Genomic DNA, 23092 nt, shown 5'->3' on the forward strand with positions numbered 1-23092 from the left:
TTTTAACGGAATCATCAGAACCGCTCTATCTATTTGTTTTTACGCATTATCCAACGTAAAACCGCTTCGCACTTTTGCTGGAAATGCTCTAAACCCTCAGCGCCACCAGAACGACGCCGCAGCCGATCAGCACAATACCGAACCAGTTGATGGTCGACATGCGCTCACCGAGAAACACAGCACCGAACAGCGCCACAAGCACCACCGAAAGCTTGTCGACGGGTGCGACGCGCGCCGCATCGCCGATTTGCAAGGCACGAAAATAGGCAAGCCAGGACGCCCCGGTCGCCAGACCGGAGAGGACGAGAAACAGCCATGACTTGGCAGAAATCTCGCCCGGCCTTTGCCATTGGCCGGTGATCGTCAGAAACAGGCACAGCGCGCCGATAATGACAAAGGTACGGACCAGTGTTGCAAAGTCTGAATTGATGCCCTGAATGCCCACCTTTGCGAAAATCGCGGTCAGCGCGGCGAATACCGCCGACATCAGGGCCCAGAACTGCCAGCTTGCTGCCATAATCAGAACTCTATCCCCTTCTGGGCTTTCACGCCCGAACGGAACGGATGCTTGATCATTTCCATCTCGGTGACAAGGTCGGCCACCTCGATCAGCTCATCTTTCGCGTTCCGACCGGTCACGATAACGTGCTTCATTTCCGGCTTGGCTTTCAGCACTTCGACGATTTCTTCCACGGGCAGATAATCATAGCGCAGAACGATATTCAGCTCGTCGCAAAGCACCATGTCGATCTCTTCATCCATGATCATGGCCTTGGCCTGTTCCCATGCGCCACGCGCCATGGCGATATCGCGGCTGCGGTCCTGTGTTTCCCAGGTAAAGCCTTCGCCCAACGCCGAAATCGTCACCTGATCGGGGAATTTTTCCAGAACCCAGCGTTCGCCCGTATCCCATGATCCCTTGACGAACTGCACAACACCGATCTTCATGCCGTGACCGAGCGCGCGGAACACCATGCCGAAACCGGCAGTGGATTTACCCTTGCCCTTGCCCGTATGGACGATCACCAGACCTTTTTCCTCGGTCTTGGTGGCCTGAATCTTGTCGCGCGCGGCCTTCTTCTTGCGCATCTTGTCCGCATGGCGCGCATTCAGCTCATCTTCGGTCATCGACAGAAGTTTTTCAGATTTCTCAGCCATTTGTCGCCCTTTCCGGATTCAACTTCTGAAGATTTTCCAATATGAACCGTGCCGAATTCGAACGCGGCGTCCAGAAACCGCGCTCGACAGCATCGTTCAGCTTCGCGGCGGTTTCCGCCAGCGCTGCCGGGTTCTTTTCAGCCATAAAATCATGGACCGCCTTGTCGGCGATATAGGCCTGATAGACCGCCTCGAAATGATGGTTGCCAACCTTGCCGGTCGTCGCCGCAAAGGCGAACAGATAATCGACCGTCGCCGCGATTTCCGCCGCACCCTTATAGCCGTGGCGCATCACGCCTGCGATCCATTTTGGATTGGCAGCGCGCCCACGCACGACCCGCGAAAGCTCTTCCTCAAGCGTGCGGATCACCGGTTTTTCCGGTCGCGAGTGGTCGTTGTGATAAACCGTCGGCATAGCACCGGTCAGGTTTTCAACCGTCGCAGCCATGCCGCCCTCGAACTGATAATAGTCGTCACTGTCCAGAAGATCGTGTTCGCGATTGTCCTGATTCTGCACGACGGCCTGCACCGAGCGCAGGCGCTCTTCGAGAAGGCCGCGCTCTGCCTGCCCCTCCTCGCCTGCGCCATAGGCGTAGCCGCCCCAGACAAGCCAGGCTTCCGCCAGATCATTTCGCCCGGCCCATCCGTTTTCGTCGATCAGCGCCTGCAATCCTGCGCCATAAGCGCCCGGTTTTGAGCCGAACACGCGATAGCCTGCACGGCGTTGCGCCGTTTTTTCATCGGTTCCACTGGCGACGAGACGCGCCTGCTCTGCCGCCATGCGCGCCGCAATGGGGTTGTCTTCCGCATCTTCGTCCAGCGCTCCCACCGCACGCACCGCCTTGTCGAACAAAGCGATCTGTTCGGGAAACGCATCACGGAAAAACCCCGATATGCGCAAGGTCACATCGACACGCGGACGCCCGAGCATTGCGGGCGGCACGATTTCGTAACCGGTGACGCGGCGCGACGCCATGTCCCAGACGGGCTTTACGCCGATCAGCGCCAAAGCCTGCGCGATGTCGTCGCCGCCCGTGCGCATATTGGACGTGCCCCAGGCAGTGAGGCCGAACGAGGTCGGCCATTCGCCATGGTCCTGCGTATAGCGCGTAACCAGTAGTTCCGCCGATTTGCGTCCCAGTTCCCACGCGGCTGGCGTCGGCACAGCACGGCTGTCGGTCGAGAAGAAATTTCGCCCGGTCGGCAAGACATCAGGCCGTCCGCGCGTTGGCGCGCCGGATGGTCCCGGCGGCACGAAGCGCCCTTCGAGCGCGGTCAGCAAACCTTCGATTTCTGCGGGGCCGCAGGCGATAACGCTGGGGCGCAGATGATCGGTTATGGCTTGCAGCACAGCGCCGGTCTGTTGCCAGCCTTGCGGACAAGCTTGCTCGCCCGAAACAAACTTTGCCGCCAGAAGCTCAATACGCTCCACCGTGTCGCCCGTTATGCGCCAGGTCGCCGGGCTAACTTCAGCCAGCAATCCCGGCTTTGGTCCTGTCCACGGATCGGCCATGTTGCAATCAAGCGGATCGAAACCTTTATCCAGCCCTGCATCGGCGGCAATGGCGCGCTGCAAGCTTTGGTCACCAGGACTTCCGCCAAGCGAAACAGGCACACCGCGCGGAACGCGGGCCAGCGCGACCAGAAGATCGATCAAAAGCCGCGCCTGCGGCGCTTGCCCGAAAATATGCAGCCCGTCACGGATCTGCATTTCCTTCAAATCGCAGAGATAGGCGTCGAGCTTTTGCAGCGCCATGTCTTCATCGTCATGGTCATGAATGCCTGCGTCACGGTCGAGACCGATATCGCGCACCAGCTCTAGAATCTGACCCTTGAGGCGTAACAGTCGACGCGGATCGACACCCGACGCTTCGTAATATTCGTCGACGAGCGCTTCGAGATCCTTCAGCAGGCCATAGCTTTCGGCACGGGTCAAAGGCGGCGTCAGATGATCGATGATCACCGCGCCCGCACGGCGCTTGGCTTGCGTGCCCTCGCCCGGATCATTGACGATAAACGGATAGATATGCGGCGTCGGTCCGAACACGGCTTCGGGATAGCAATTTTCAGACAGCGCCAGCGCCTTACCCGGAAGCCATTCAAGATTGCCGTGCTTGCCCATATGAACAATGGCATCAACATCCGCTATCTCGCGCAGATAGGCATAGAAAGCGATATAGCCGTGCGGCGGCACCAGATCCGGCGAATGATAGCTTTCCTTCGGATCGATGTTGTAGCCGCGTGCGGGCTGAATGCCGGTCAGCGTTTCGCCGAGCCGCATCAACGGCAGCGCAAAGGCGTCGCGTTCCTCGTCGAAAAAGGGGTCAGCTTCCGGCTCACCCCACCGAGCTGTGACTTCCAGCTGAATCGCATCGGGAAGTATTTCGAAGAAAGCTTTGTATTGATTCAGAGAAATGGTTTCGCGAATCTCGCGGCCATCGCGCGCGGCATTGGTCGGCCCGGCCATCAAAAGCTGCATCAGCGCATCACCATCGGCAGGCACTTCGCCGGTCTGATAGCCTGCAACAGCCATGGCTCTCAGCGTTTCGACCGTTCCGGCAGGCGTATCCAGCCCGACGCCATTGCCTAGCCGCCCATCGCGGTTGGGATAGTTGGCAAGAATCAGCGCCACACGGCGCTCGGCAGCCGTCTTTCGCTTCAATCGCACCCAGTTCGCTGCGAGTTTCGCCACAAAAGCCACACGGTTTTCATCCGGCTCGTGGGTGACGATATTCGCTTCCACCGCCGCATCGAACTGCCGCGCCGATTTGAACGAAACCGCGCGCGACAAAACACGCCCGTCCACTTCCGGCAGGGCAACATTCATGGCCAGATCGCGCGCCAGCAATCCTTGCTGGGAAGCCTGCCAGACCGCCTTCGGCGTGCCGGAAAAAATCACCTGCAAAACCATATTGCCGCGCTTGTCTAGCACGGTTGGCTTGCGCTCTGCACCCGGCGAGGAAATAGCAAAGCCGGTCGCGTTCAACACAATATCCGGCGTGCAATCTTCGAAAACGCCGTCCACGACGGCAGCAGACAGCCGGTCCTTGAGGCTGGAGACGAAAAGAGGCAGCGGATTGATGCCTTCCGCCTGCAAACCCGCAATCAACGCCTCGACAGGCTGGGTCTGGCCGCTTTGCACCAGCGCGCGATAGAAAACGATCGCCGCAACGGGTGCATCCTTGATCCAGCGACTGCGGATGAGGCCGAGCGAAACCACCGCCTCGCCGGGCCACCAAAGACCAGCTTTGAGCAGCGGTGCGGCTTCGGCTGGCTTTTCGCCGCCGTCAACCAGCGCCGTGCAATAATCGAGGAAGGCGCGCATATTGGAAGCGCCACCCTCGATCAGATAATGCCACAGCGCTTCACGGTCGGCGCTCGCAACCGTCGAGAAACGATCCAGCCCATGGTCGGGCTTGTCATCGCCGGGAAGCACCGCGATCTTGACACCGTGGTTCACGGCGCAGGCATGAAGCGCTTCCAGCCCATAAGGCCAGTAAGTCTCGCCGCCGATAATGCGCACGATAATCAGCTTTGCATGACGCGCCGTCCGCTCGACATAAGCGTCGACGGACATTGGATGCGTGAGACTGAGAAAACTGGCGAGCCGCAGGCTTGGCCCGTCTGGCTCGGCGCGATGCGCCTGCGCAAGACTGGCCAGCTCCGTGTCGGCGGCGGAAAGGAACAGAATATCACCCGGCGTCTGGCCGAGATCGACGGCCTCATTGCCGTCGCTGATCGTTCCTTTCTGGGCAAGCAGAAGATGCATTACAAAACTGCGTCTTTCACGGCCTTGGTGATGGCTCCTTCATCGATCTCATGCAGGCCGATGACAACGAGACGCGTCGAACGGACTTCATCCTTGCCCCACGGGCGGTCGAAATAATGCTCGATACGCGGGCCTACAGCCTGCACCACCAGACGCATCGGCTTGCCGGGCACATCGACAAAGCCCTTGAGACGCAGAACATCATGGTCAGCGATAATGGTCTTCAGCTTCTCGGCAAAGGCCTTCGGGTCCGAAACGGAACCGGCTTCAACAACAAAGCTCTCGAATTCATCGTGATCATGCTCATGACCATCGGCATGATGGATTTCATGATGAGACTTGCGGTTCGCGATATCGTCTTCCGTACCAACGCCAAGGCCGAGCAGCACATCAGCGCCAAGCTTGCCGAAGCTTGCGGGCACCATGTTGACGCGGCGCGACGAGCGCTCGGCAACATCAGCCTTCACGCTGTCGAGGATCGAGGCGTCGATCAGATCAGCCTTGTTGAGCACGATCAGGTCGGCAGCATGAATCTGGTCTTCAAACAGTTCTTCAAGCGGGCTCTCATGATCAAGCGATTCATCGGCAGCGCGCTGCGCATCCACCTTGTCATGATCGTCAGCAAACCGGCCTTCGGCTACAGCGGCGGCATCAATGACCGTCACCACGCCATCGACCGTGACCTGCGTCTTGATCTCCGGCCAGTTGAAGGCGGCGACCAGCGGCTGCGGCAATGCAAGGCCGGACGTCTCGATGACGATGTGATCCGGACGGTCCGGACGGTCGAGCAGCTTGGTCATGGTCGGGATGAAATCGTCGGCAACGGTGCAGCAAATGCAGCCATTGTTGAGTTCGATCACGTCTTCCTCGCGGCAGGTCTCGATACCGCAACCTTTCAGAATGCCGCCATCGACACCAAGATCACCAAATTCATTGATAATCAGCGCAATGCGCTTGCCATTGGCGTTTTCAAGCAGATTGCGGATCATCGTGGTCTTGCCCGACCCGAGAAACCCGGTGATCACGGTAGCCGGTATCTTTTGACCCTGCATAAAATTATCCCTTCATCTTGAGCGGCAAACCTGCCGCCATGAAATAAACTTCGTCTGCCGCTGCAGCGATGGCCTGATGCAGAAAACCTGCATGATCGCGAAATTCCCGCGCCATGCGATTTTCGGGCACGATGCCGAGCCCAACTTCGTTGGACACAAAAACCACCGGCCCGCCGAGGGCCGAAAGCACAGCAACCAGATCGTGTGATTCCGCGGCGATGTCGCGCTCGGCCATCATAAGATTGGTGACCCAAAGGGTCAGGCAGTCAACCAGCATGAATCTGGTCGATTGCGTGTGTTGCAGAAGTGCGCTCTTCAGATCGAGCGGCTCTTCTACGGTCTGCCATTGCGTGCCGCGTCGGTCGCGATGCACCGCAATACGGCTTTCCATTTCTCCGTCGAAGGCGCGCCCCGTCGCCAGATAGACCGGCTGAAGCCCGGAGGCTTCAACCAGCTTTTCGGCATAGGACGACTTACCCGAACGGGCTCCGCCAAGAACAAAGGTGATTTTTCCGGGCAGAGCCACGCTATCAGCCTTCCAGTTCGGATGTGGCGTAATGCTGGATGAACCAGCCAAGCGCCAGACCGATCACCGCCCACATGAACAGGTTCGTCGCCAGCGAAGCGACCGCATATTGCGATGCGAGCAGCGACGGAATTGGCGACGCAATATCCTCTGGATGCGGCGCGCCATAGACCTGCGGGGCAATGATTGCGACAAGACCGAGCAATTTTGCCCAGATTTCGTCGCGCAGCACGATCAGATAGAGACCGACACCACTGAGTACGACCGTCGAAATCCACCAGAGCTGGCGCTGGGCGAGATCAGCCGCTGGCATTGCCGGCAGTTCCGGCGACAAACCGAGCGCAGGCATAAACGCCACTGCAAAGAAACCGGCCATGCCCCAATACAGGCCGTTCCGCACTGTGATTGGACGACCGAGCAGCAGCGCAATGCCGCCAAGCAGAAGAGCAAAACCAGAACCGGCAACCAGGTTGGCCAGGATCGTATTGCCAAGACGGCCGAACGGCAGTTCTGCCCCGGCTTCTTCTTCGGCTGGTGCGGCAGCTGCCGCATGATCATGGGCAGGAGCTTCGGCACCGGCCTGTTCATGCGGCGCGGCTTCAGCCGGTCCATGACTATGGCCGCCGCCAGCCTCTTCATAAACTTCCGCCTGCAGAATAAGTGGAACGGTCTTGAGATACATGGCAGGCGTCACCAGAAGCCCTGCCAGAAGGCCCGCAGCAAGCGTAGCCAAAAGATAACGGATCAACATTTTAGTCCCCCAACTGCAAAAAATCGCCGATAGCCACAGCCATCGGACGCAAAGCAGTGTCAGCTTCCTTGAAAAACACGTCTACGTTCATTCCCCACGCAAACCGGCACGTAAACGCCGTTCGCAATGTCGACGCTAAAGCATCAATGGCAAGGAAAACCGTAAGAATGGCGGGTATCGTGCGCTGAATCGTGCAGCGTGTCCGAATGCGCAAGTCCAACGCCATAGACGAGGAAGGCGCCAAGGAGCAGGGAAACCACAGCCGTACCAAGACGCGCAGCCAAAGGTAGAGATACAGTGGTGGAGACAGAATTATTTATACGTGCGGCCATGACAACCTCCGTGCAGGCAGCAGGGAAAAACCTCCCATGGGGCGCGGGTAAAATACCCTTCTGCAACAGGCAGGTCTCCTGGCTCACGGGTCGTCGGAAATGTCACCGCCTTCCCGGAACTTTAAGTTCCAGTGGCTGCCGGTTGCCCGGCTTGGCTTCATTCCTCTCCGCTCTACAGTCGCGGGGTCGGCTGCGATAAAGACGCCCGAATTGGGTCCGTCCTTCGCATTCCCTCTTGGTCCCACCGGATTCGTCCGGCGAAAACCTGTCACATAGTTGGACATTAGGCCTTTGCTAAAGCACCGTCAATCGGGCTTGCGGGCAGAGTGGGACGCCTGAACAGCATCATTTCAAAGAAAACAGCGCGTCGATATCGAGACAGGCTTCCAGCCCTTCCGCCAGCTCATCCAGCGCTGTTTCAACGCTCATGCGATAATTGCCAGCACCGCCTTCGATACCCAGCGTGGCGAGAAATTGCTGCCGGAAACGATCTGCGCCGAAAACGCCGTGCAGATAGGTCCCCATAATCCGGCCATTCGGAGAGACCGCACCGTCATCATGATCCCCGATGCGCGCAAAAGGCCTGAACATATCGGCCCCTGTTGTGCGCCCGATATGGATTTCATAGCCTTCCAGCGGCGTATCATAAAGCAATGAACTCGCTTCAACATTGCGGACGACTTTTTCCGGCTCCATGACGGTTTCAATATCCAGCAGCCCCAAACCTTCCGCTTCGCGCACCTGCCCTTCGATCCCATGCGGATCGCGGATGCTGCGCCCCAGCATCTGAAAACCGCCGCAGATACCGAGTACATGTCCGCCGCGTTTTACGTGCCCAGCCAGATCGCGATCCCAACCGTTTTCACGGAACGCCAGCAGATCGGCAATGGTGGACTTTGTTCCGGGCAGCACGACCAGACCGGCATCGGACGGAAGCGGCGTACCGGGCGGCACCATGACCACCTCCACGGCGGGTTCGACCTTCAGCGGGTCCAGATCGTCGAAATTGGCGATGCGCGGCAACATCGGAACCGCAACTTTGAGCGCCTTGTCAGCGCTGCGCACGGCACGCTCCAAAACCACCGAATCTTCGGCAGGTAATCGGGAAACAGCCTTGAGCCATGGAACCACACCGAACGAACGCCAGCCGGTAAAGCGTTCTATCGCTTCCAACCCGTCGTCGAACAGAGAAATGTCACCACGAAACTTGTTGATGATGAACCCGCGCACCATGGCGCGATCTTCTTCCGGCAGGATTGTGTGGGTCCCGACCAGCGACGCGATCACCCCGCCCCGGTCGATGTCACCGACCAGCACCACCGGCACATTGGCCCGCGTTGCAAAGCCCATATTGGCGATATCTCCGGCCCGAAGATTAATTTCCGCTGGAGAGCCTGCTCCTTCAATCAGCACAAGGTCTGCACCTTCGCTGACGATGGAAAAGGACTCCATCACCGAGGCCATTAGCTGCGGCTTCAATTCCTGATAATACCGCCCGCGCGCTTCGCCGCGCACCTGGCCCTGCACTACGATCTGGCTGCCCATATCGGTCTGAGGTTTCAGCAAAACCGGGTTCATATGCACAGACGAAGGAATGCCCGACGCCAGCGCCTGTAGCCACTGGGCACGACCGATTTCCCCGCCGTCATCACTGACCGCAGCATTGTTGGACATGTTCTGAGGCTTGAACGGACGGACTTTCAGCCCACGATTGCGCGCCACACGACAGAGCCCCGCGACAAGCACGCTCTTGCCGACATCAGACCCCGTTCCCTGAAACATAATTGCCCGTACCATCTGACCTGCGTAGCCGAAACGGTAAGCCATGGCAATCTGGGTCTAAGCCTGCGCCTCACAGCACATCCAACGCGCTTCGCGATGCCCCTTCTATGCAAAAATGCGCATCAGTTTATTACAAATGTGAGCAAGATTATTCCAATGGAGCGTTGGCAGTGTTCCGGTCTTATGCTCTAGTCGGCTCAAGTATCTGATCCAAAAGTCACCATGCCGGTCTACAAATGGCAATTTCTGCGCTTCCGGTGCTCACGTACCCAAATGTACGCTGCGCTCCGGTTCTCGAAATCACCATTTTCGCCACGGCCTGCTGCTTTTTGATCCAGATACCCGGAGGAGCGGTACTCAACTTTTAAAGCTGAGGGAGGAAACCATGGATGCTGCCGAACAGAACCAGTTCGAGCTGAACGAAGAACAGTTCGCCATTCAGGAGATGGCGCGCGGCTTTGCCAGCGACCGAATTGCACCCCACGCGCTGCAATGGGACCGTGACAAGCATTTCCCTGTCGATGCGCTTCGCGAGGCGGGATCGCTCGGCATGGGCGGCATCTATGTCCGCGAGGATGTGGGTGGATCGGCACTGAAACGTATGGATGCCGTGCTTATTTTCGAGGCGCTTGCCGCCGCCTGCCCGTCATTCTCAGCCTTTGTCTCCATACACAACATGGCTGCGTGGATGATCGACACATTCGGCAACGAGACGCAACGCCAGCAGTTCCTGCCCAGTCTCACATCCATGGACTGGCTGGCCAGTTACTGCCTGACGGAACCGGGTTCCGGTTCGGACGCAGCCGCCCTTCGCACCCGCGCCACGCGGGATGGCGATCACTATGTCATCAGTGGTGCAAAGCAGTTTATTTCCGGTGCCGGAGAGACCGACATTTACGTCACCATGGTGCGTACCGGCGAGGACGGTCCCAAAGGCATTTCCACCCTCGTTGTGCCGAAAGATGCACCCGGCCTGTCCTTCGGCGCTAACGAATACAAGATGGGCTGGAACTGCCAGCCGACGCGAACAGTCATTTTCGACAACTGCCGTGTACCGGTGGAAAATCGGCTTGGCGAAGAAGGCACAGGCTTCAAGATCGCCATGGCCGGTCTCGACGGCGGACGGCTGAATATCGGAGCCTGCTCGCTTGGCGGCGCGCAATCTGCACTCGACAAGGCGCTTGAATATTGCGGCGAGCGCAAGGCCTTCGGACAAACAATAGACCGTTTTCAAGCCTTGCAGTTTCGCCTTGCCGATATGGAAACGGAGCTTTCAGCTGCGCGCATGCTGCTTTACGCCGCCGCAAGCAAGCTCGACCGCAAAACCCACGATGCGGGCAAATGGTCAGCCATGGCCAAGCGGTTTGTGACCGACACCGGCTTCAACATCGCCAATGAAGCGCTGCAGCTCTTTGGCGGCTACGGTTATCTCCACGATTACGGGATCGAAAAGCTGGTCCGAGACCTGCGCGTGCACCAGATTCTGGAGGGGACCAACGAAATCATGCGCGTGATCATTGCCAGGCATATGATCGGTCGCTGAACAGCACTTATACGGAGGAATTTATCATGGCCACTATCGCATTTATCGGCCTCGGTAATATGGGCGGCCCGATGGCCGCAAATCTGGTCAAGGCCGGACACACGGTGCGCGGGTTCGATTTGTTGCCGCAGCATCTTGAAGAGGCACGCGCCAATGGATTGCAGATCGCGACCAGCGCGGTGGAGGCCGTTGCGGATGTCGACACGGTCATCACCATGCTGCCTGCTGGCAAGCATGTTCTCGCGGTTTATGAGGAAATCGCCCCTAAGGCGCGAAAAGATTCAGTTTTTATCGATTGCTCCACAATCGACGTGGATTCTGCCCGCAAGGCGCACGCGCTTGCGGCAAGTCATGGACATCTCTCCATCGATGCGCCGGTTTCGGGCGGCACCGGTGGTGCAGCCGCAGGCACACTGACTTTTATGGCAGGCGGCAGTGACAAGGCCTTCGAGCGTGGCGAACCAATCCTCAAGCCAATGGCTGGCAAGATCGTGCATTGCGGCGGCGACGGAGCCGGACAGGCTGCCAAGATCTGCAACAATATGATTCTCGGCATTTCGATGATCGGCGTCAGTGAAGCCTTCGTGCTGGCCGAGAAGCTCGGCCTTTCACATCAGGCGCTTTTCGATGTGGCTTCCACATCCTCGGGCCAGTGCTGGTCGCTCACCACTTATTGTCCGGTCCCGGGGCCGGTTCCGACCTCGCCAGCAAACCGTGATTACAAGCCGGGCTTTGCCGCAACGCTGATGCTGAAGGATTTGAAGCTTTCGCAGGAAGCTGCGAAAAGCGCTGGCGCGGAAACTCCGCTTGGCGCCCATGCGGAGGCGATTTATTCACTGTTCGACAGTGAAGGCCATGGCGGCGACGACTTTTCCGGCATTATCAACCATCTGCGCGAAAAATCCGGAGCAAAGTAAAAAAAAGATCACATGCATGAAAAAACTTGCCTCAAAAAGGCAATGTTTAGATTTGCTTAATCGTCTGCTAACCGTACGGTAACGATGTTCGGATAAAAAGGAGCACGAGACAGGCTAAACCTCTCTCGCTGCTCCGGATCTGGTATTGCGTACCGGAGCTTTATGTATCTCTCACCAGCGTTTTTTCGGTGAGATTGCCATGCGTAGTTGGCAAAACCGTGCGCCGTAAGGCAGCGCGGTTTTTGCCGTAAACGAAAATTTTATCAAATATTGTCCGCATATTTCGATTGATTGGCGCTTCGCGGATTGAAATCCGACCATAATTTTGTGAAATGTAGCAGCCTGTTTGCGCCCATCTGGGGCACATCGTTCAGCATCGGGACTTCAAGCTTGACCGCATTAAGACAAACCGCGTCTACCGCAGACAAAGAAATATTGGGATTGCCTTGGGCGGTCCTATTCGTCGTGTGCTATTTCGTGTTCCAGGCCGTTCTGGTGACTTATATCTCCAACGGTGCTGGACTCGATGATGCGGAACAGCTCGCCAATATAGGTTATCTCGACTGGGGCTATGGCGGCTCGCAACCGCCGCTCTATACGTGGACGACCAATCTTGCCGCCTCCGTGCTAGGCACGTCGATGTTGACGCTTCAGATCGTGAAGTTCGGCATGCTGGCAAGCCTTTTCCTCAGCGTTTTTGGCGCGATGCGGCTCCTCGGCTTCTCGCGTGTTGTCGCCTCGGCCAGCATGCTCGGCCTGTTTCTCATTCCACAAATCGGCTGGGAATCGCAGCGCGCCCTGACCCATTCGGTCGCGGGCACAGCGGGATGCGGATGGACCTTCCTGGCCTTTGCCTGGCATATGCGCAAGCGCAGCGTGATTTCGGCTGCTCTTCTTGGCGTGGCCATGACCGCGGCGCTTCTCGGCAAGTTCAACGCATCGTTCTTCCTGATCATGGTGATCGTAACCGGGCTTTCAGTCCCGGAATATCGGGCCGTGCTTCTGTCGAAACTATCGGCCGTCACCTTGCTCGCCTTCGCAATCTGCGTCGGACCGACGGCCACGTGGATGTTCGCACATAAGTCGAGTGTCATTGCCCGTTCCGGCAAATTGCAGATGGGCGCATCCGGAAACCTGTTCTTCGACCGGCTGAACGGCATTGAGAGCTTCGTTGAAGCTGCCTTCCTGTTCTCGGTTCTGGCGCTTGCAATCGCGGCGGTCATCGCGCTCATCCACTTCAAGAAACGCACTGTGCCCACCACGCCTTATACGCCCGGCGAGACATTCATGCGCCGTCTGGTGGTTGTCGGTCTGCTGATTGTTTTCGTCGGTGTTGTTGTAACAGGCGCCAATGACGTCAAGGACCGCTGGCTCCAGCCTGTGCTATTTCTTTTGCCCGCCGTTTTGGCTTTCCGTCTGGAGCGCTTCCGCATCGGCAATCGCCCTGTTACGGAATATGCTGCAATGGGCGCAGTGGTTGCGCTGCTGGTTCCACCGGTTCTGTCCTATTATCTCATATATGGGTCGAGCACCCCGCCCTATGGGCAGCTGGATTATCGCCAGCTTTATACGGAAATCAGCAGCCACGGGCCTTTCAAGACCATCGTGGCGGATAATGCGCAGATACCGGGCAATTTCCGGCTGTTCGATCCGTCGCTGAAGGTGGTTCACCCAGAAACGCCCGATGGGGCCAAGCAGATCGCAGCGCCGATTCTGGTCATGTGGTTTGGCGATGCCACGCCGAACGCCCACATTGCGGGCCTTCTGGCGAGCGCCAATATTCAGGTGCCGACGACTGGTATCATGACAACAAGCATCGCTTATAAAACGCGCCCGGATATGCAGATGCCGGTGGGGTATTTCTTCGTCAACGCGCAATGAACATTGTCTGCTCTTTGACGGGCAAATGAACTATCAATGAAAAGGCCCGGGACATGTCCCGGGCCTTTTGCTTAAACTCTTAGTCCACCGTCTCTTGAACGGCATGCGCTGTGCCTTTGACATCGCGCCCAACGCCGCGAACCGTATTGGCACAAGAAGCCAGTGTGAAAGCACAGAGAACAATAGCAACTGGGACAAGGCGGGTCAGTTTCATAGCGGTCTCTCCGATAGGATGTCGTTAAAGCCCAGATGAACGGGCGCACATACTCGTATTGTGCCAGCATCCATCGGCCCACCCCGGACCCCGCCTCAGTCAGCTGGCTATGAAGCCGTTTCATCCGGCTGTCATATAGGAAATCTAGCGCAACCTTTTGTCCTGACAAGAGAAGGCATTACTTACACCCACAAGTTCTTGTGAGTTGTATCAGCAAGCACGAAAAGTCTCGAAGCGCCCCGTGCGGCGATAAGCTTCGAAGACATTGCGCAAATTCTCCGCCACCGCATGAATATGCGGTCCGGCTTCAGGCCTGATAATCATGCCGAGCTGATAGCGCCCCAATTCAGGCAAGTCATGCTCTGACCCCAGTGCAACAATCCCCTCGCCGAGCAAGGTCTTCGCAAAAGGTGCGATGGCAAGATCGGCCATGATGGCGGCGCGCTGTCCGGTGGAATGTGAACTCATATAGGCGATACGATAGGGACGGCCCGAGCTTTCGAGCGCTTCCAGCGCATTGCCGCGCCAGGCGCAGCCCTCTTCCCAGATGGAAAGCGGCAGCGGATCGCGGCGGTAAGCCGTTCCGCATTTCGCTCCAGCCCAGACGAGTTCCTCGTCGAGCAGAACTTCCGTGTCACCCTTGCCGGGCACCGTATGCGAAATATTGACCAGCGTAACATCAAGACGTCGCTCATCAAGGCGCTTGCGCAGATTGCTGCTCTGATCGATTACCACGTCTACCGTCACACCCGGATGGGTTTCCGCAAAGCGCTTGAGTACAAGCGGTAGCACGCATTCGCCAATATCGTCAGGCGAACCGAGCCGCACCACGCCGGTGACGGTCGGTGCGACAAATTTCGAAACCGCTTCACGATTGAGCGCCAGAAGGCGACGCGCAAAGCCCAGCAGAACTTCACCGTCGCTGGTCAGCGTAACGGAACGGGCATCGCGGTCAAACACGGCGACCCCGATCTGCTCCTCAAGTTTCTTGATCTGCATCGATACGGCCGAGGGCGTGCGAAACACTGCATTGGCCGCCGATGAGAAACTGCCCGTGTCCGCAATTGCAACGAAAGTGCGAAGGACATCGATATCGAGCATTGGCAAAGGATGCTGGACGGGCGCTGTCATGGCGGAACTCCGGTGATGATAAATCAAATTTTCTGATCTTAAGCCTTTTTATATTTCGTTTGATTGAACGTCAAGCACAGCTCACATTAACCCCATCGAAAACACACAACCCGCTGCAGCAGGCATTCAAACCAATCCATTCTCGCCCGAGGAGACCGAAAATGACCGTACAATGCCAGACCGTGGGCCAGACCGTGGGCCAGACCGCAGGCTCAACCGCCAACCGCAATCGCCGCCCGACGCCATCAGCATCCGCTTCTTCACTTGTCTGGTTGCGCCAGGCTTATGACGAACTGCGGAGCCAGATTGATCAGTGGTTGCTCGACCGCAAGATCGCTCGGACCCGCCTCTCGATCCAGAATCTGCCGGAACATATCCGGCAGGACGTTGGCTGGCCGGCAATCGACGACCGTCTGCCAGTCGTCCGTCAGGTTCGCTCCACGCGCCCTAACACTCCGCGTAAAGGCTGATTTGCGACAATTATTAATTTTCGAATGAGGGCGAGCCTGTTTCGCCCTCATTTTCACGACATAAAAATACCTTCTCGCGGCAGGCATTTAGCCGCACTTTGCAACCTAACCGTTCTGTGTCTCAATAAAGCACTATCCCGTTTGCGTCATTGCCCTCCCCTAGCATTTGCGGGCACTGATCCAGGGGGCGCCGGTCTGATAGCGACCGGCAAAAGCGGGGCAGAAATCGACCCCGCAGTCGTGACGGAGACATAAGCAGCACCGCGTCGGGAACCGCGGCGCCTGCTTCAAAAAATGGGAACGGTCCGGTTATGAACCAGGCTTCATCGATTAAGCGGTCTATTGTCTTCTTTCTGGTTCCGAACTTTTCGATGATCGCGTTTGCGACGGCCATCGAGCCGCTGCGCATCGCCAATCGTATGCTCGGTTACGAAGCCTATCATTGGCGCTTGACGTCAACAGATGGCCAGCCGGTCACGGCATCGAATGGCGTGGTTTGCGCCGTCAATGCGTCGCTGGAAGACGAACGACGCTATCTGCAACGCGAGCAGCGCCCGTCCATGGTGTTTGTCTGCTCCGGTGTCTATGTCGAGGATTTCCGCAACAAATCGGTCTTCGCCTGGCTGCGCGAAGAATATAATCGCGGCGTCGCGGTCGGCGGCCTTTGCACCGGCGCGCATATTCTCGCGGCAGCCGGACTTCTTTCGGGAAAGCGCTGCGCCATCCATTGGGAAAATCTGCCCGGCTTTGCCGAAGCATTCCCCAAGGCCGAGGTCTATGCCGACCTGTTTGAATTCGACAGCAATATCTACACCTGTGCTGGTGGCACAGCCTCGCTCGACATGATGCTGAAGTTGATCGGCGATGATTTCGACGCCAATCTGGTCAACAAGATCTGCGAACAGGCGCTGACCGACCGTGTCCGCAGCCCGCAGGACAGGCAGCGTCTGCCGCTGCGCGCGCGCCTCGGCATCCAGAACTCCAAGGTCTTGACCATTATCGAGATGATGGAAGCTAACCTGTCCGAACCGCAGGCGCTGATCAATGTTGCTCACACGATCGGCCTGTCGCGCCGTCAGGTCGAGCGGCTGTTCCGGCAGGAAATGGGGCGTTCCCCCGCCCGCTATTATCTGGAAATCCGCCTTGACCGGGCGCGGCACCTGCTTTTGCAGTCATCCATGCCGGTCGTGGAAGTAGCGGTGGCATGCGGCTTCGTTTCGGCGTCGCATTTTTCCAAATGCTATCGCGAACTCTACGGGCGCTCTCCGCAACAGGAACGTGCAGATCGCAAAATGCTCATCGCGGCATAGCGGAAATCTGTGCTGCGAATGAGAACATCGCCAGTCGGGCGTTCGTGTAAAAGATAAGAAAATCAGAACTGTAACGGGTCTTTCGGAATCACTTTCGCAAGACCGGGGGAAGCCCATTCCGGCATGTCGCTTGCAGAACAGGCTTATCGCGCAAAACCCCGGCTACGACCGGTAATCAACGCAGTCGTGTCAGGCAGCGAATATGTCGTATAAAGGCAAATATCCTGCCCCATCAGCGATTATGGTTCTGTCAAATACCAACCAGGGTCACATAAAATGGCAGAGTTTCCTAAAAAGGCGAAGGTCGTAATCGTCGGGCTCGGTGGCATCGTCGGCGCATCCGTCGTGCACCACCTGATCGAACGGGGCTGGGACGACATCGTCGGCATCGACAAGTCGGGCATTCCGACCGATATCGGCTCGACGGCCCACGCATCGGATTTCTGCTATGCGACCAGCCACGATTTTCTGTCCTGCTGGACCACGCTTTATTCCATCGAGTTCTACGAAAAGATGGGGCACTACGCCCGCGTCGGCGGCCTTGAAGTTGCCCGTGTGGGCGACGATGGCCGCATGGATGAAATCAAGCGCAAGGTCGCTTCCGGTAAGGCTTTTGGCACCCGCGCCCGTTTGATTGAACCGGCGGAGATCAAGGAAAAATTCCCGCTGATCGAAGAAGACATGGTTCAGGGCGGCCTGTGGGACCCGGATGCCGGTCTGGTCATCCCGCGTTCGCAGACGGTTGCCGGCAAGCTGATCGATCAGGCCGAAGCTGCTGGCAAGTTGCAGAGCTTTGCCAACACGCCTGCCCAGTCGCTGCTGGTCGAAAACGGTCGCATCAAGGGTGTGGTCACGCATCGCGGCACCATCGAAGCCGATTATGTCGTGATCTGTGCTGGTCTCTGGGGGCGGCTGATTGCCGAAATGGTCGGCGAAGACCTGCCCGTCATGCCGATCGACCATCCGCTGACATTCTTCGGCCCGTATAATGAATTCGAAGGCACCGGCAAGGAAATCGGCTGGCCGCTGATGCGCGATCAGGGCAATTCGGCCTATATGCGCGATACGGGCGACCCGAAGACTGCCGAAGGCGGTCAGATCGAATGGGGCTATTACGAAGAGACCAATCCGCGCCTCTGCCACCCGCGCGATCTACTGGAAAAGCACGAAGCGCGCCTTTCGCCGTCGCAGCGCGACCTCGATATGGAGCAGATTCTGGAGCCGCTTGAACGCGCCATCGAACTGACGCCGATCCTCGGTGAGCTTGGCTATAATGAAAGTCATTCCTTCAATGGCTTCCTGCAAGTCACGACCGATGGCGGCCCGTCCATGGGCGAAAGCCAGAAGGTGCGCGGCCTTTGGTATGCAGTCGCAATCTGGGTCAAGGACGGCCCCGGCATGGGTAAGCTCATTGCCGACTGGATGACCGACGGTCGCACATCCATCGATCATCACGCCATCGACTATTCCCGGTTCTATCCGCACCAGATGACCGAGCAGTTCATCTGGGATCGTTGCACCGAAACGGCAATGAAGGTCTATAACCCAGCAGTGCACCCCCGTGAGCCATTTTCCAAGGGCCGTAATATCCGGCGCTCGCCGTTCTATGAGCGCGAAGTTGAGCTTGGCGGCCATTTCATGGAACTCGGCGGCTGGGAACGTGCGCATGGCTATGCCGCCAACGAGCATCTGCTTGAAAAATACGGCAACCGTGTTCCAGTGCGTGAAAACGAATGGGACAACCGCCATTTCTGGCGTGTTTCCAATGCGGAGCATCTGGAACTGACGGAAAATTGCGGCATCATCAATCTCTCGCATTTCGCGATGTACGACATTGAAGGCCCGGATCATGTCGAGCTGATGGAATGGCTCTGCGCGGCCAAGATTGGCGGCGACGCCAATATCGGCAAGGGCATCTATACCCACTTCCTCGATGATGAAGGCATGGTGCGCGCCGACTTCACGGCAATCCGCATGGCTGACCGCATCCGCATGATCAACGGCGCCGATGCAGGCCCGCGCGATTTCCATTACATGTGTCGCGTGGCCGAGGATAAGGGCTTTGACGTCACCATCACCGATGTGACGGAGAAATATGTCACTGTCGGCATATGGGGTCCGAATGCTCGCGAGAACCTCAAGAAGGTTGTCGAGAATCCCGAGGGGCTCGATGCCGAGAACTTTCCCTTTGCGGCGATCAAGCCGATCAGGATTGCGGGCAAGGACGTCACCGCCTTCCGCATTTCCTATGTCGGCGAACAAGGCTGGGAATTGCACATGCGCTATGAAGACGGCCTCGCCGTCTGGGATGCGCTGCGTTCCACCGGCACAATTGCCGTGGGCGTTGAAACCTATGCCAATACCCGCCGTATGGAGAAAAGCCTGCGCCTTCAGAATGCCGACCTTTTGACGGAGTATAATCTCCTTGAAGCCGATCTGGCGCGCCCAAAGGTCAAGGAAGCCGATTTCCGCGGCAAGGCCAAGCATGTCGAGTATCGCACCCGCGAAAATCAACCTGCCATGCTCTGCACGCTGGTCATGACGGACAATATCGATTCGAAAGGCGTGGCGCGTTATCCCGTCGGCATCATGCCGGTAATGGAGCCGGAAACAGGCGAAACGCTGGTCGATGAGCTGGGCCGCCGCTCATTCACCTCGTCGGTGGCATTCGGCCCGACCATCGGCAAGAATATCGCGCTTGCCTATCTGCCATGGAGCCATTGCCAGGAAGGCCGTAAGCTGACCGTCGAGTATTTTGGCGAAACCTATCCGGTTGAAGTGGCCTCCGTTGGCTACAAGCCGCTTTACGACCCGGAAAACCTCAAGCCACGCAGCTGATCCAACCGAGAGACAAACAAAAAGCCGGGCATTTCGCCCGGCTTTTTCAATTCAACAATTTGGCGATCTTATTTCAGCGTAGCCTTGCCGCCGGTGAGCGTGATGGTCTCATCACCCGTCAGCGCTTCGCGGTCGCCATTCGGAAAGGTCACGAAGCAGCCGGACGCACAGAAGTCGACAGTGTCGCCCGGTGCGACGACCATTTCACGCTTGGACGCACCTTCCGTGACCACGATGGTCTGCGCGGCGCTGTCCTTGTTGGAAATCTTGGCGGCGTAGGAACCGCCCATGGAAGCTGCAAGCATAATGACTGCGCCAAGACCGATCGTACCAAATTTGTTGATCTGAATTACGTTCATATCGTTTCGGCGTTTCCACCGCTCCCGCTTCTACAACCCCGATGAAAGCAAGTGCCCCCGCTTCCATCCTCGAAGAACGACCCGCCGTTCTATGGCTCATTTATAGTTGGACAAAACTGAACTGCAACTGAACGACGCGTTCATTAGCACTACAGTTGCAAATTCGTCAGGCCGCGGCGAAAAGAGTGATTTTCGAGTACCGAAGCGCAGCGTACTTAAAGGTACGTGAGCACCGGAATGAAGAAAATTGCTCTTTGCAGTCCGGCATCACGAAGAATGCAACTGTAGTGCTAGGCTTTATCGTCATTGTCATCCGTTGCCTTGGCTTTCTCTTCGCGCGCTTTCTTCTTCGGCGCAGCTGTAGGCGCCTTCTGCACGATCTCCGAAAGCTTCTCGATCTCCGGCAGGCTCAACACCAGATCGGTTGAAGACGAGGATAGATGCAAACCCTCTTCGCGGAACCGCTCCACAATCTGAAACCGCAATTCGTTCTTGATGCCGCCGGTCGAGGTGATGTCCGCAACAAACGCATAAATATCAAAAACCATTAGCGAGTCGGTCATGCTTTGGAAAGCAACGAACGGCTCAGGATTTCTGAGAATGGAATGGTGGCCGTGCACGATCTCCAGCAACAGCGTGTGCACACGCCTTGGATCGTCCGTATAGGAAGCCTGCACATTGATATCGATGCGGCCTAGCTTGTTGCGATGCGTCCAGTTGCCGACATTGCCGTTGATGAGCGTCGAGTTCGGCACAATGATCGACTGCTTCTGGAAGGTTTCCACTTCCGTTGCGCGCACGCTGATCTTTTTCACGATGCCGCTAACCGTGCCCGCTTCTACCCAGTCGCCAACCTTGAACGGCCGTTCGGCGAGAAGAATGAGACCGGAGACGAAATTCTGGACGATATTCTGAAGACCAAAACCGATACCGAGGGAAAGACCACCGGCGATCAGCGCCAGATTGGACATATTGAACCCGGCTGCCGAGACGCCCATCAGGGCAGCAAGACAGAGCCCGACATAACCGACCACCGTGCGGATCGAGTTGCGCACGCCGGAATCGACACGGCCTCTCGCCATCACGCTGTTGTCGAGCCAGTTCTGGAACCAGCGTGTCAGCAAATATCCGATGACAAACAGCAAGACGCCGGTGAGCAGCCCCATCAGCGAAACAGACATATTGCCGATCTCAAAGCCGGTCATCAGTTTGAAGAATGCGTTCTTCAGTTCGGCCCACTGGAAGCCGAGCTGCATCAGCACCAGCGGGATACCGATCAGTGCAACGACCAGATTGATGAGAATGCCTGCGACGAGCCCCAGCTGGTCCAATGTCGCATCATCGAAGTGAAAGCGCTCGCGCAGGCCAGCGCCAACCTTGCTGGATGCAAATGCCTGCTCTTCGGAAATGGCGCGGCCCGTCAGGAAGCCGAGATACATTGTCACCAGAAACGCGCCGGTGACGACGATCTGCTGCGACAGGAACCGCGCCATGCCGATATAGCCAAAAACGGCGGCTAAAATGGGCAGCAGTCCCAGAATGATCAGAAATGCCTTGAACCCACGTGGCCATGAGCGCACGCCCTCGTCATCACGCCGCACCACCGGTTTCAGGAAGGCGATGGCCAGAATGAGAATACCCACCATCACAGTCGCCAGCAGGCTTTGCGCCATGGTGAGCGACAAGGGCGATGACAGAAGCTTGTTGACCGTCCCGACGAAGGAATCGACGCCCGTTGTCAGCGCCGTCGCTGTTATCAGCAGGCCTAGAACGCGTCCCGGGCGCGGTGCAACCGGCACGAGCCGCCATTGCGGCATATCAGGACTGATACAGGCTGCTGCCAGCCTATGAATGAAGAAGACAAGGCCGAGGACGATGAACAGCGATTCCAGTATCGACGCAACGTCCGTCCTTAGAACGTTGAAATAATTCAGGAAGAAATAGGTGGTTGCCAGAAAGACGCCGACTGCCGCCGACGGAATGACGGTGGACCAGAAAGCAACCAGAAGACGGCTGAGATAGGATGGCGACTCGATGGTGGGATCGCGCTGATAAAGCGTACCAAGTACACGCCGCGCACCAAGCTGGATCACCAGCGCGCCGACGAATGCGAAAAATGCAGCGGCGAGAAACGAATTCAGCTTGAAGGTGACGACGAAGCGCCACCATGACTGGATGATCCGCCACAGCGACACGACCTGATTATTCGCCGCAGCTGCAACCTCCGTGCCGAGCGCAGAGTCGAGATTAACGCGCTGCGACAGCGTTTTCGCAAAAAGATCGCGACGCAGATCGCCGATCTTCGCCGACATCTGATTGACGTTCAGCGATGTATCTTCCGTATCGCCGATCATCGCGTTGATCGCTGCTTTTTCGGCGGTGAGCTTCTTGCGCTCATCGGTGACGATACCCGGTTCCGTCGCCTCGCCGGTTGGCGCGGGCCCAAGCTGCTCCAGACGTGTATTGATTTCGGTCAGGCGCGGACGAAAGGCGACACCCGCATCGAGAAGCTTTTTGGAAAGCCCGTCCAGCTGAAGCTTCAGATTGGCCAGAGTTTCGTCGCTGGTTCCAGATTTTTGCAGCTGTTCACTGATCTTCTGCGCCTGCTGCTTCAGATCGTCGATGATCGGCTTTTGCTGCTGCACAATCGCCGGTATCGGCGGATGAGGCTGTTGATCTCCATTTGCGGGCGCGGCCTGAGTACCATCATCTGACTGACTGGCAGGCGCTTGATCGGCTGGAGCCGGTTGCGCAGCCTGCTGCGCTTGCGGCTTGTTATCCTGTGCGCTGGCGGGCGCAATGGCGGACGCCATGCCGCCCGACGAAAGCGCACCGATCAAAAGAGAAAATGCAAGAATCCGAAACGTCGATAAATAAGCCAATTTCAAATCTGCCGTTAAGAAGATCACTGTTTCAACATAAAGCGCCGTAGAACGGAAACAAGGCGGGTTGCAAGAGAGAATCCCATTTGCTCCCCAAAGTCTCCAATCGTGCATTTCATCAGCCCTTGCTGCCGAACGACAACGAAACCACGGCAAATCGCCAGTATTTCCTTGTTC

Annotated in this window: 18 protein-coding genes and 1 riboswitch; of the genes, 6 read left to right on the forward strand and 12 right to left on the reverse strand. The window is 57.3% G+C overall.

Translation table 11 applies throughout. The annotated features are described in order from the left end of the window. Positions 1-88: 88 nt before the first annotated feature. The 8 genes from QBD01_RS20540 to QBD01_RS20575 form a co-directional block, all read right to left on the reverse strand. A complete protein-coding gene (locus tag QBD01_RS20540) occupies positions 89-517 on the reverse strand; it encodes an EamA family transporter (protein WP_280994314.1) in 429 nt (142 codons plus the stop codon). Between the two features lie 2 nt (positions 518-519). After that, on the reverse strand, positions 520-1158 hold the full coding sequence (gene cobO, locus QBD01_RS20545; protein ID WP_280994315.1) for a cob(I)yrinic acid a,c-diamide adenosyltransferase: 639 nt from the start codon (positions 1156-1158) through the stop codon (positions 520-522). Beyond that, positions 1151-4927 (reverse strand): cobaltochelatase subunit CobN, encoded by a 3777-nt coding sequence (gene cobN / locus QBD01_RS20550; protein ID WP_280994316.1) that lies wholly within the window; start codon positions 4925-4927, stop codon positions 1151-1153. The genes cobO and cobN overlap by 8 nt, the downstream gene beginning before the upstream one ends. Beyond that, entirely contained in the window at positions 4927-5979 is a 1053-nt protein-coding gene (cobW, locus tag QBD01_RS20555) for a cobalamin biosynthesis protein CobW (protein WP_280994317.1), read from the reverse strand. The genes cobN and cobW overlap by 1 nt, the downstream gene beginning before the upstream one ends. A 4-nt stretch (positions 5980-5983) precedes the next feature. After that, on the reverse strand, positions 5984-6505 hold the full coding sequence (gene cobU, locus QBD01_RS20560; RefSeq protein ID WP_280994395.1) for a bifunctional adenosylcobinamide kinase/adenosylcobinamide-phosphate guanylyltransferase: 522 nt from the start codon (positions 6503-6505) through the stop codon (positions 5984-5986). Between the two features lie 4 nt (positions 6506-6509). After that, positions 6510-7256, reverse strand: coding sequence for a CbtA family protein (locus QBD01_RS20565; protein ID WP_280994318.1), 747 nt, complete (start codon positions 7254-7256; stop codon positions 6510-6512). A 143-nt stretch (positions 7257-7399) separates the two neighbouring features. Then, positions 7400-7588, reverse strand: coding sequence for a CbtB domain-containing protein (locus QBD01_RS20570; protein WP_078339321.1), 189 nt, complete (start codon positions 7586-7588; stop codon positions 7400-7402). A gap of 50 nt (positions 7589-7638) precedes the next feature. Continuing rightward, positions 7639-7872, reverse strand: a riboswitch (cobalamin riboswitch). A gap of 61 nt (positions 7873-7933) precedes the next feature. After that, positions 7934-9385: a cobyric acid synthase gene (locus QBD01_RS20575; RefSeq protein ID WP_280994396.1), complete on the reverse strand. Its 1452-nt coding sequence runs from the start codon at positions 9383-9385 to the stop codon at positions 7934-7936. 370 nt (positions 9386-9755) lie between these two features. On the opposite strand from QBD01_RS20575, the gene QBD01_RS20580 reads away from it, so the two are divergent. The 3 genes from QBD01_RS20580 to QBD01_RS20590 all read left to right on the forward strand — a co-directional run bounded on the left by QBD01_RS20580 (position 9756) and on the right by QBD01_RS20590 (position 13711). Then, positions 9756-10913, forward strand: a complete 1158-nt coding sequence (locus QBD01_RS20580; protein WP_280994319.1) for an isobutyryl-CoA dehydrogenase — start codon at positions 9756-9758, stop codon at positions 10911-10913. 26 nt (positions 10914-10939) lie between these two features. Next, positions 10940-11830 (forward strand): 3-hydroxyisobutyrate dehydrogenase, encoded by an 891-nt coding sequence (gene mmsB / locus QBD01_RS20585; protein WP_280994320.1) that lies wholly within the window; start codon positions 10940-10942, stop codon positions 11828-11830. A gap of 441 nt (positions 11831-12271) precedes the next feature. Beyond that, positions 12272-13711, forward strand: a complete 1440-nt coding sequence (locus QBD01_RS20590; protein ID WP_280994321.1) for a glycosyl transferase — start codon at positions 12272-12274, stop codon at positions 13709-13711. Between the two features lie 79 nt (positions 13712-13790). Here the strand turns inward: QBD01_RS20590 and QBD01_RS20595 are convergent, their stop codons facing one another. Together QBD01_RS20595 and QBD01_RS20600 are read right to left on the reverse strand one after the other, a co-directional pair. Further along, positions 13791-13925, reverse strand: coding sequence for an entericidin EcnAB (locus QBD01_RS20595; protein WP_280994322.1), 135 nt, complete (start codon positions 13923-13925; stop codon positions 13791-13793). 210 nt (positions 13926-14135) lie between these two features. After that, entirely contained in the window at positions 14136-15056 is a 921-nt protein-coding gene (locus QBD01_RS20600) for a LysR family transcriptional regulator (protein WP_182521122.1), read from the reverse strand. A 161-nt stretch (positions 15057-15217) separates the two neighbouring features. On the opposite strand from QBD01_RS20600, the gene QBD01_RS20605 reads away from it, so the two are divergent. From QBD01_RS20605 to QBD01_RS20615, 3 genes are all read left to right on the forward strand, one after another. Further along, positions 15218-15526 carry a hypothetical protein gene (locus QBD01_RS20605; protein ID WP_280994323.1) on the forward strand — a complete coding sequence of 103 codons (309 nt, stop codon included), beginning with the start codon at positions 15218-15220 and terminating at the stop codon, positions 15524-15526. 311 nt (positions 15527-15837) lie between these two features. Continuing rightward, on the forward strand, positions 15838-16836 hold the full coding sequence (locus QBD01_RS20610; protein WP_078339328.1) for a GlxA family transcriptional regulator: 999 nt from the start codon (positions 15838-15840) through the stop codon (positions 16834-16836). A 276-nt stretch (positions 16837-17112) separates the two neighbouring features. Further along, on the forward strand, positions 17113-19674 hold the full coding sequence (locus QBD01_RS20615; protein ID WP_280994324.1) for an FAD-dependent oxidoreductase: 2562 nt from the start codon (positions 17113-17115) through the stop codon (positions 19672-19674). 68 nt (positions 19675-19742) lie between these two features. Here the strand turns inward: QBD01_RS20615 and QBD01_RS20620 are convergent, their stop codons facing one another. Continuing rightward, positions 19743-20033, reverse strand: a complete 291-nt coding sequence (locus QBD01_RS20620; protein WP_138786312.1) for a hypothetical protein — start codon at positions 20031-20033, stop codon at positions 19743-19745. Between the two features lie 290 nt (positions 20034-20323). Beyond that, entirely contained in the window at positions 20324-22915 is a 2592-nt protein-coding gene (locus QBD01_RS20625) for a mechanosensitive ion channel family protein (protein WP_280994325.1), read from the reverse strand. Positions 22916-23092: the final 177 nt, after the last annotated feature.

It is taken from the genome of Ochrobactrum sp. 19YEA23 (assembly GCF_029909865.1).
Classification (GTDB): domain Bacteria; phylum Pseudomonadota; class Alphaproteobacteria; order Rhizobiales; family Rhizobiaceae; genus Brucella; species Brucella gambitense.

Coding starts and splice junctions, on each gene's coding strand:
- QBD01_RS20540 (WP_280994314.1), bottom strand. CDS start 517: ATGGCAGCAAGCTGGCAGTTCTGGGCCCTGATGTCGGCGGTATTCGCC.
- cobO (WP_280994315.1), bottom strand. CDS start 1,158: ATGGCTGAGAAATCTGAAAAACTTCTGTCGATGACCGAAGATGAGCTG.
- cobN (WP_280994316.1), bottom strand. CDS start 4,927: ATGCATCTTCTGCTTGCCCAGAAAGGAACGATCAGCGACGGCAATGAG.
- cobW (WP_280994317.1), bottom strand. CDS start 5,979: ATGCAGGGTCAAAAGATACCGGCTACCGTGATCACCGGGTTTCTCGGG.
- QBD01_RS20565 (WP_280994318.1), bottom strand. CDS start 7,256: ATGTTGATCCGTTATCTTTTGGCTACGCTTGCTGCGGGCCTTCTGGCA.
- QBD01_RS20570 (WP_078339321.1), bottom strand. CDS start 7,588: ATGGCCGCACGTATAAATAATTCTGTCTCCACCACTGTATCTCTACCT.
- QBD01_RS20575 (WP_280994396.1), bottom strand. CDS start 9,385: ATGGTACGGGCAATTATGTTTCAGGGAACGGGGTCTGATGTCGGCAAG.
- QBD01_RS20580 (WP_280994319.1), top strand. CDS start 9,756: ATGGATGCTGCCGAACAGAACCAGTTCGAGCTGAACGAAGAACAGTTC.
- mmsB (WP_280994320.1), top strand. CDS start 10,940: ATGGCCACTATCGCATTTATCGGCCTCGGTAATATGGGCGGCCCGATG.
- QBD01_RS20595 (WP_280994322.1), bottom strand. CDS start 13,925: ATGAAACTGACCCGCCTTGTCCCAGTTGCTATTGTTCTCTGTGCTTTC.
- QBD01_RS20600 (WP_182521122.1), bottom strand. CDS start 15,056: ATGACAGCGCCCGTCCAGCATCCTTTGCCAATGCTCGATATCGATGTC.
- QBD01_RS20605 (WP_280994323.1), top strand. CDS start 15,218: ATGACCGTACAATGCCAGACCGTGGGCCAGACCGTGGGCCAGACCGCA.
- QBD01_RS20610 (WP_078339328.1), top strand. CDS start 15,838: ATGAACCAGGCTTCATCGATTAAGCGGTCTATTGTCTTCTTTCTGGTT.
- QBD01_RS20615 (WP_280994324.1), top strand. CDS start 17,113: ATGGCAGAGTTTCCTAAAAAGGCGAAGGTCGTAATCGTCGGGCTCGGT.
- QBD01_RS20620 (WP_138786312.1), bottom strand. CDS start 20,033: ATGAACGTAATTCAGATCAACAAATTTGGTACGATCGGTCTTGGCGCA.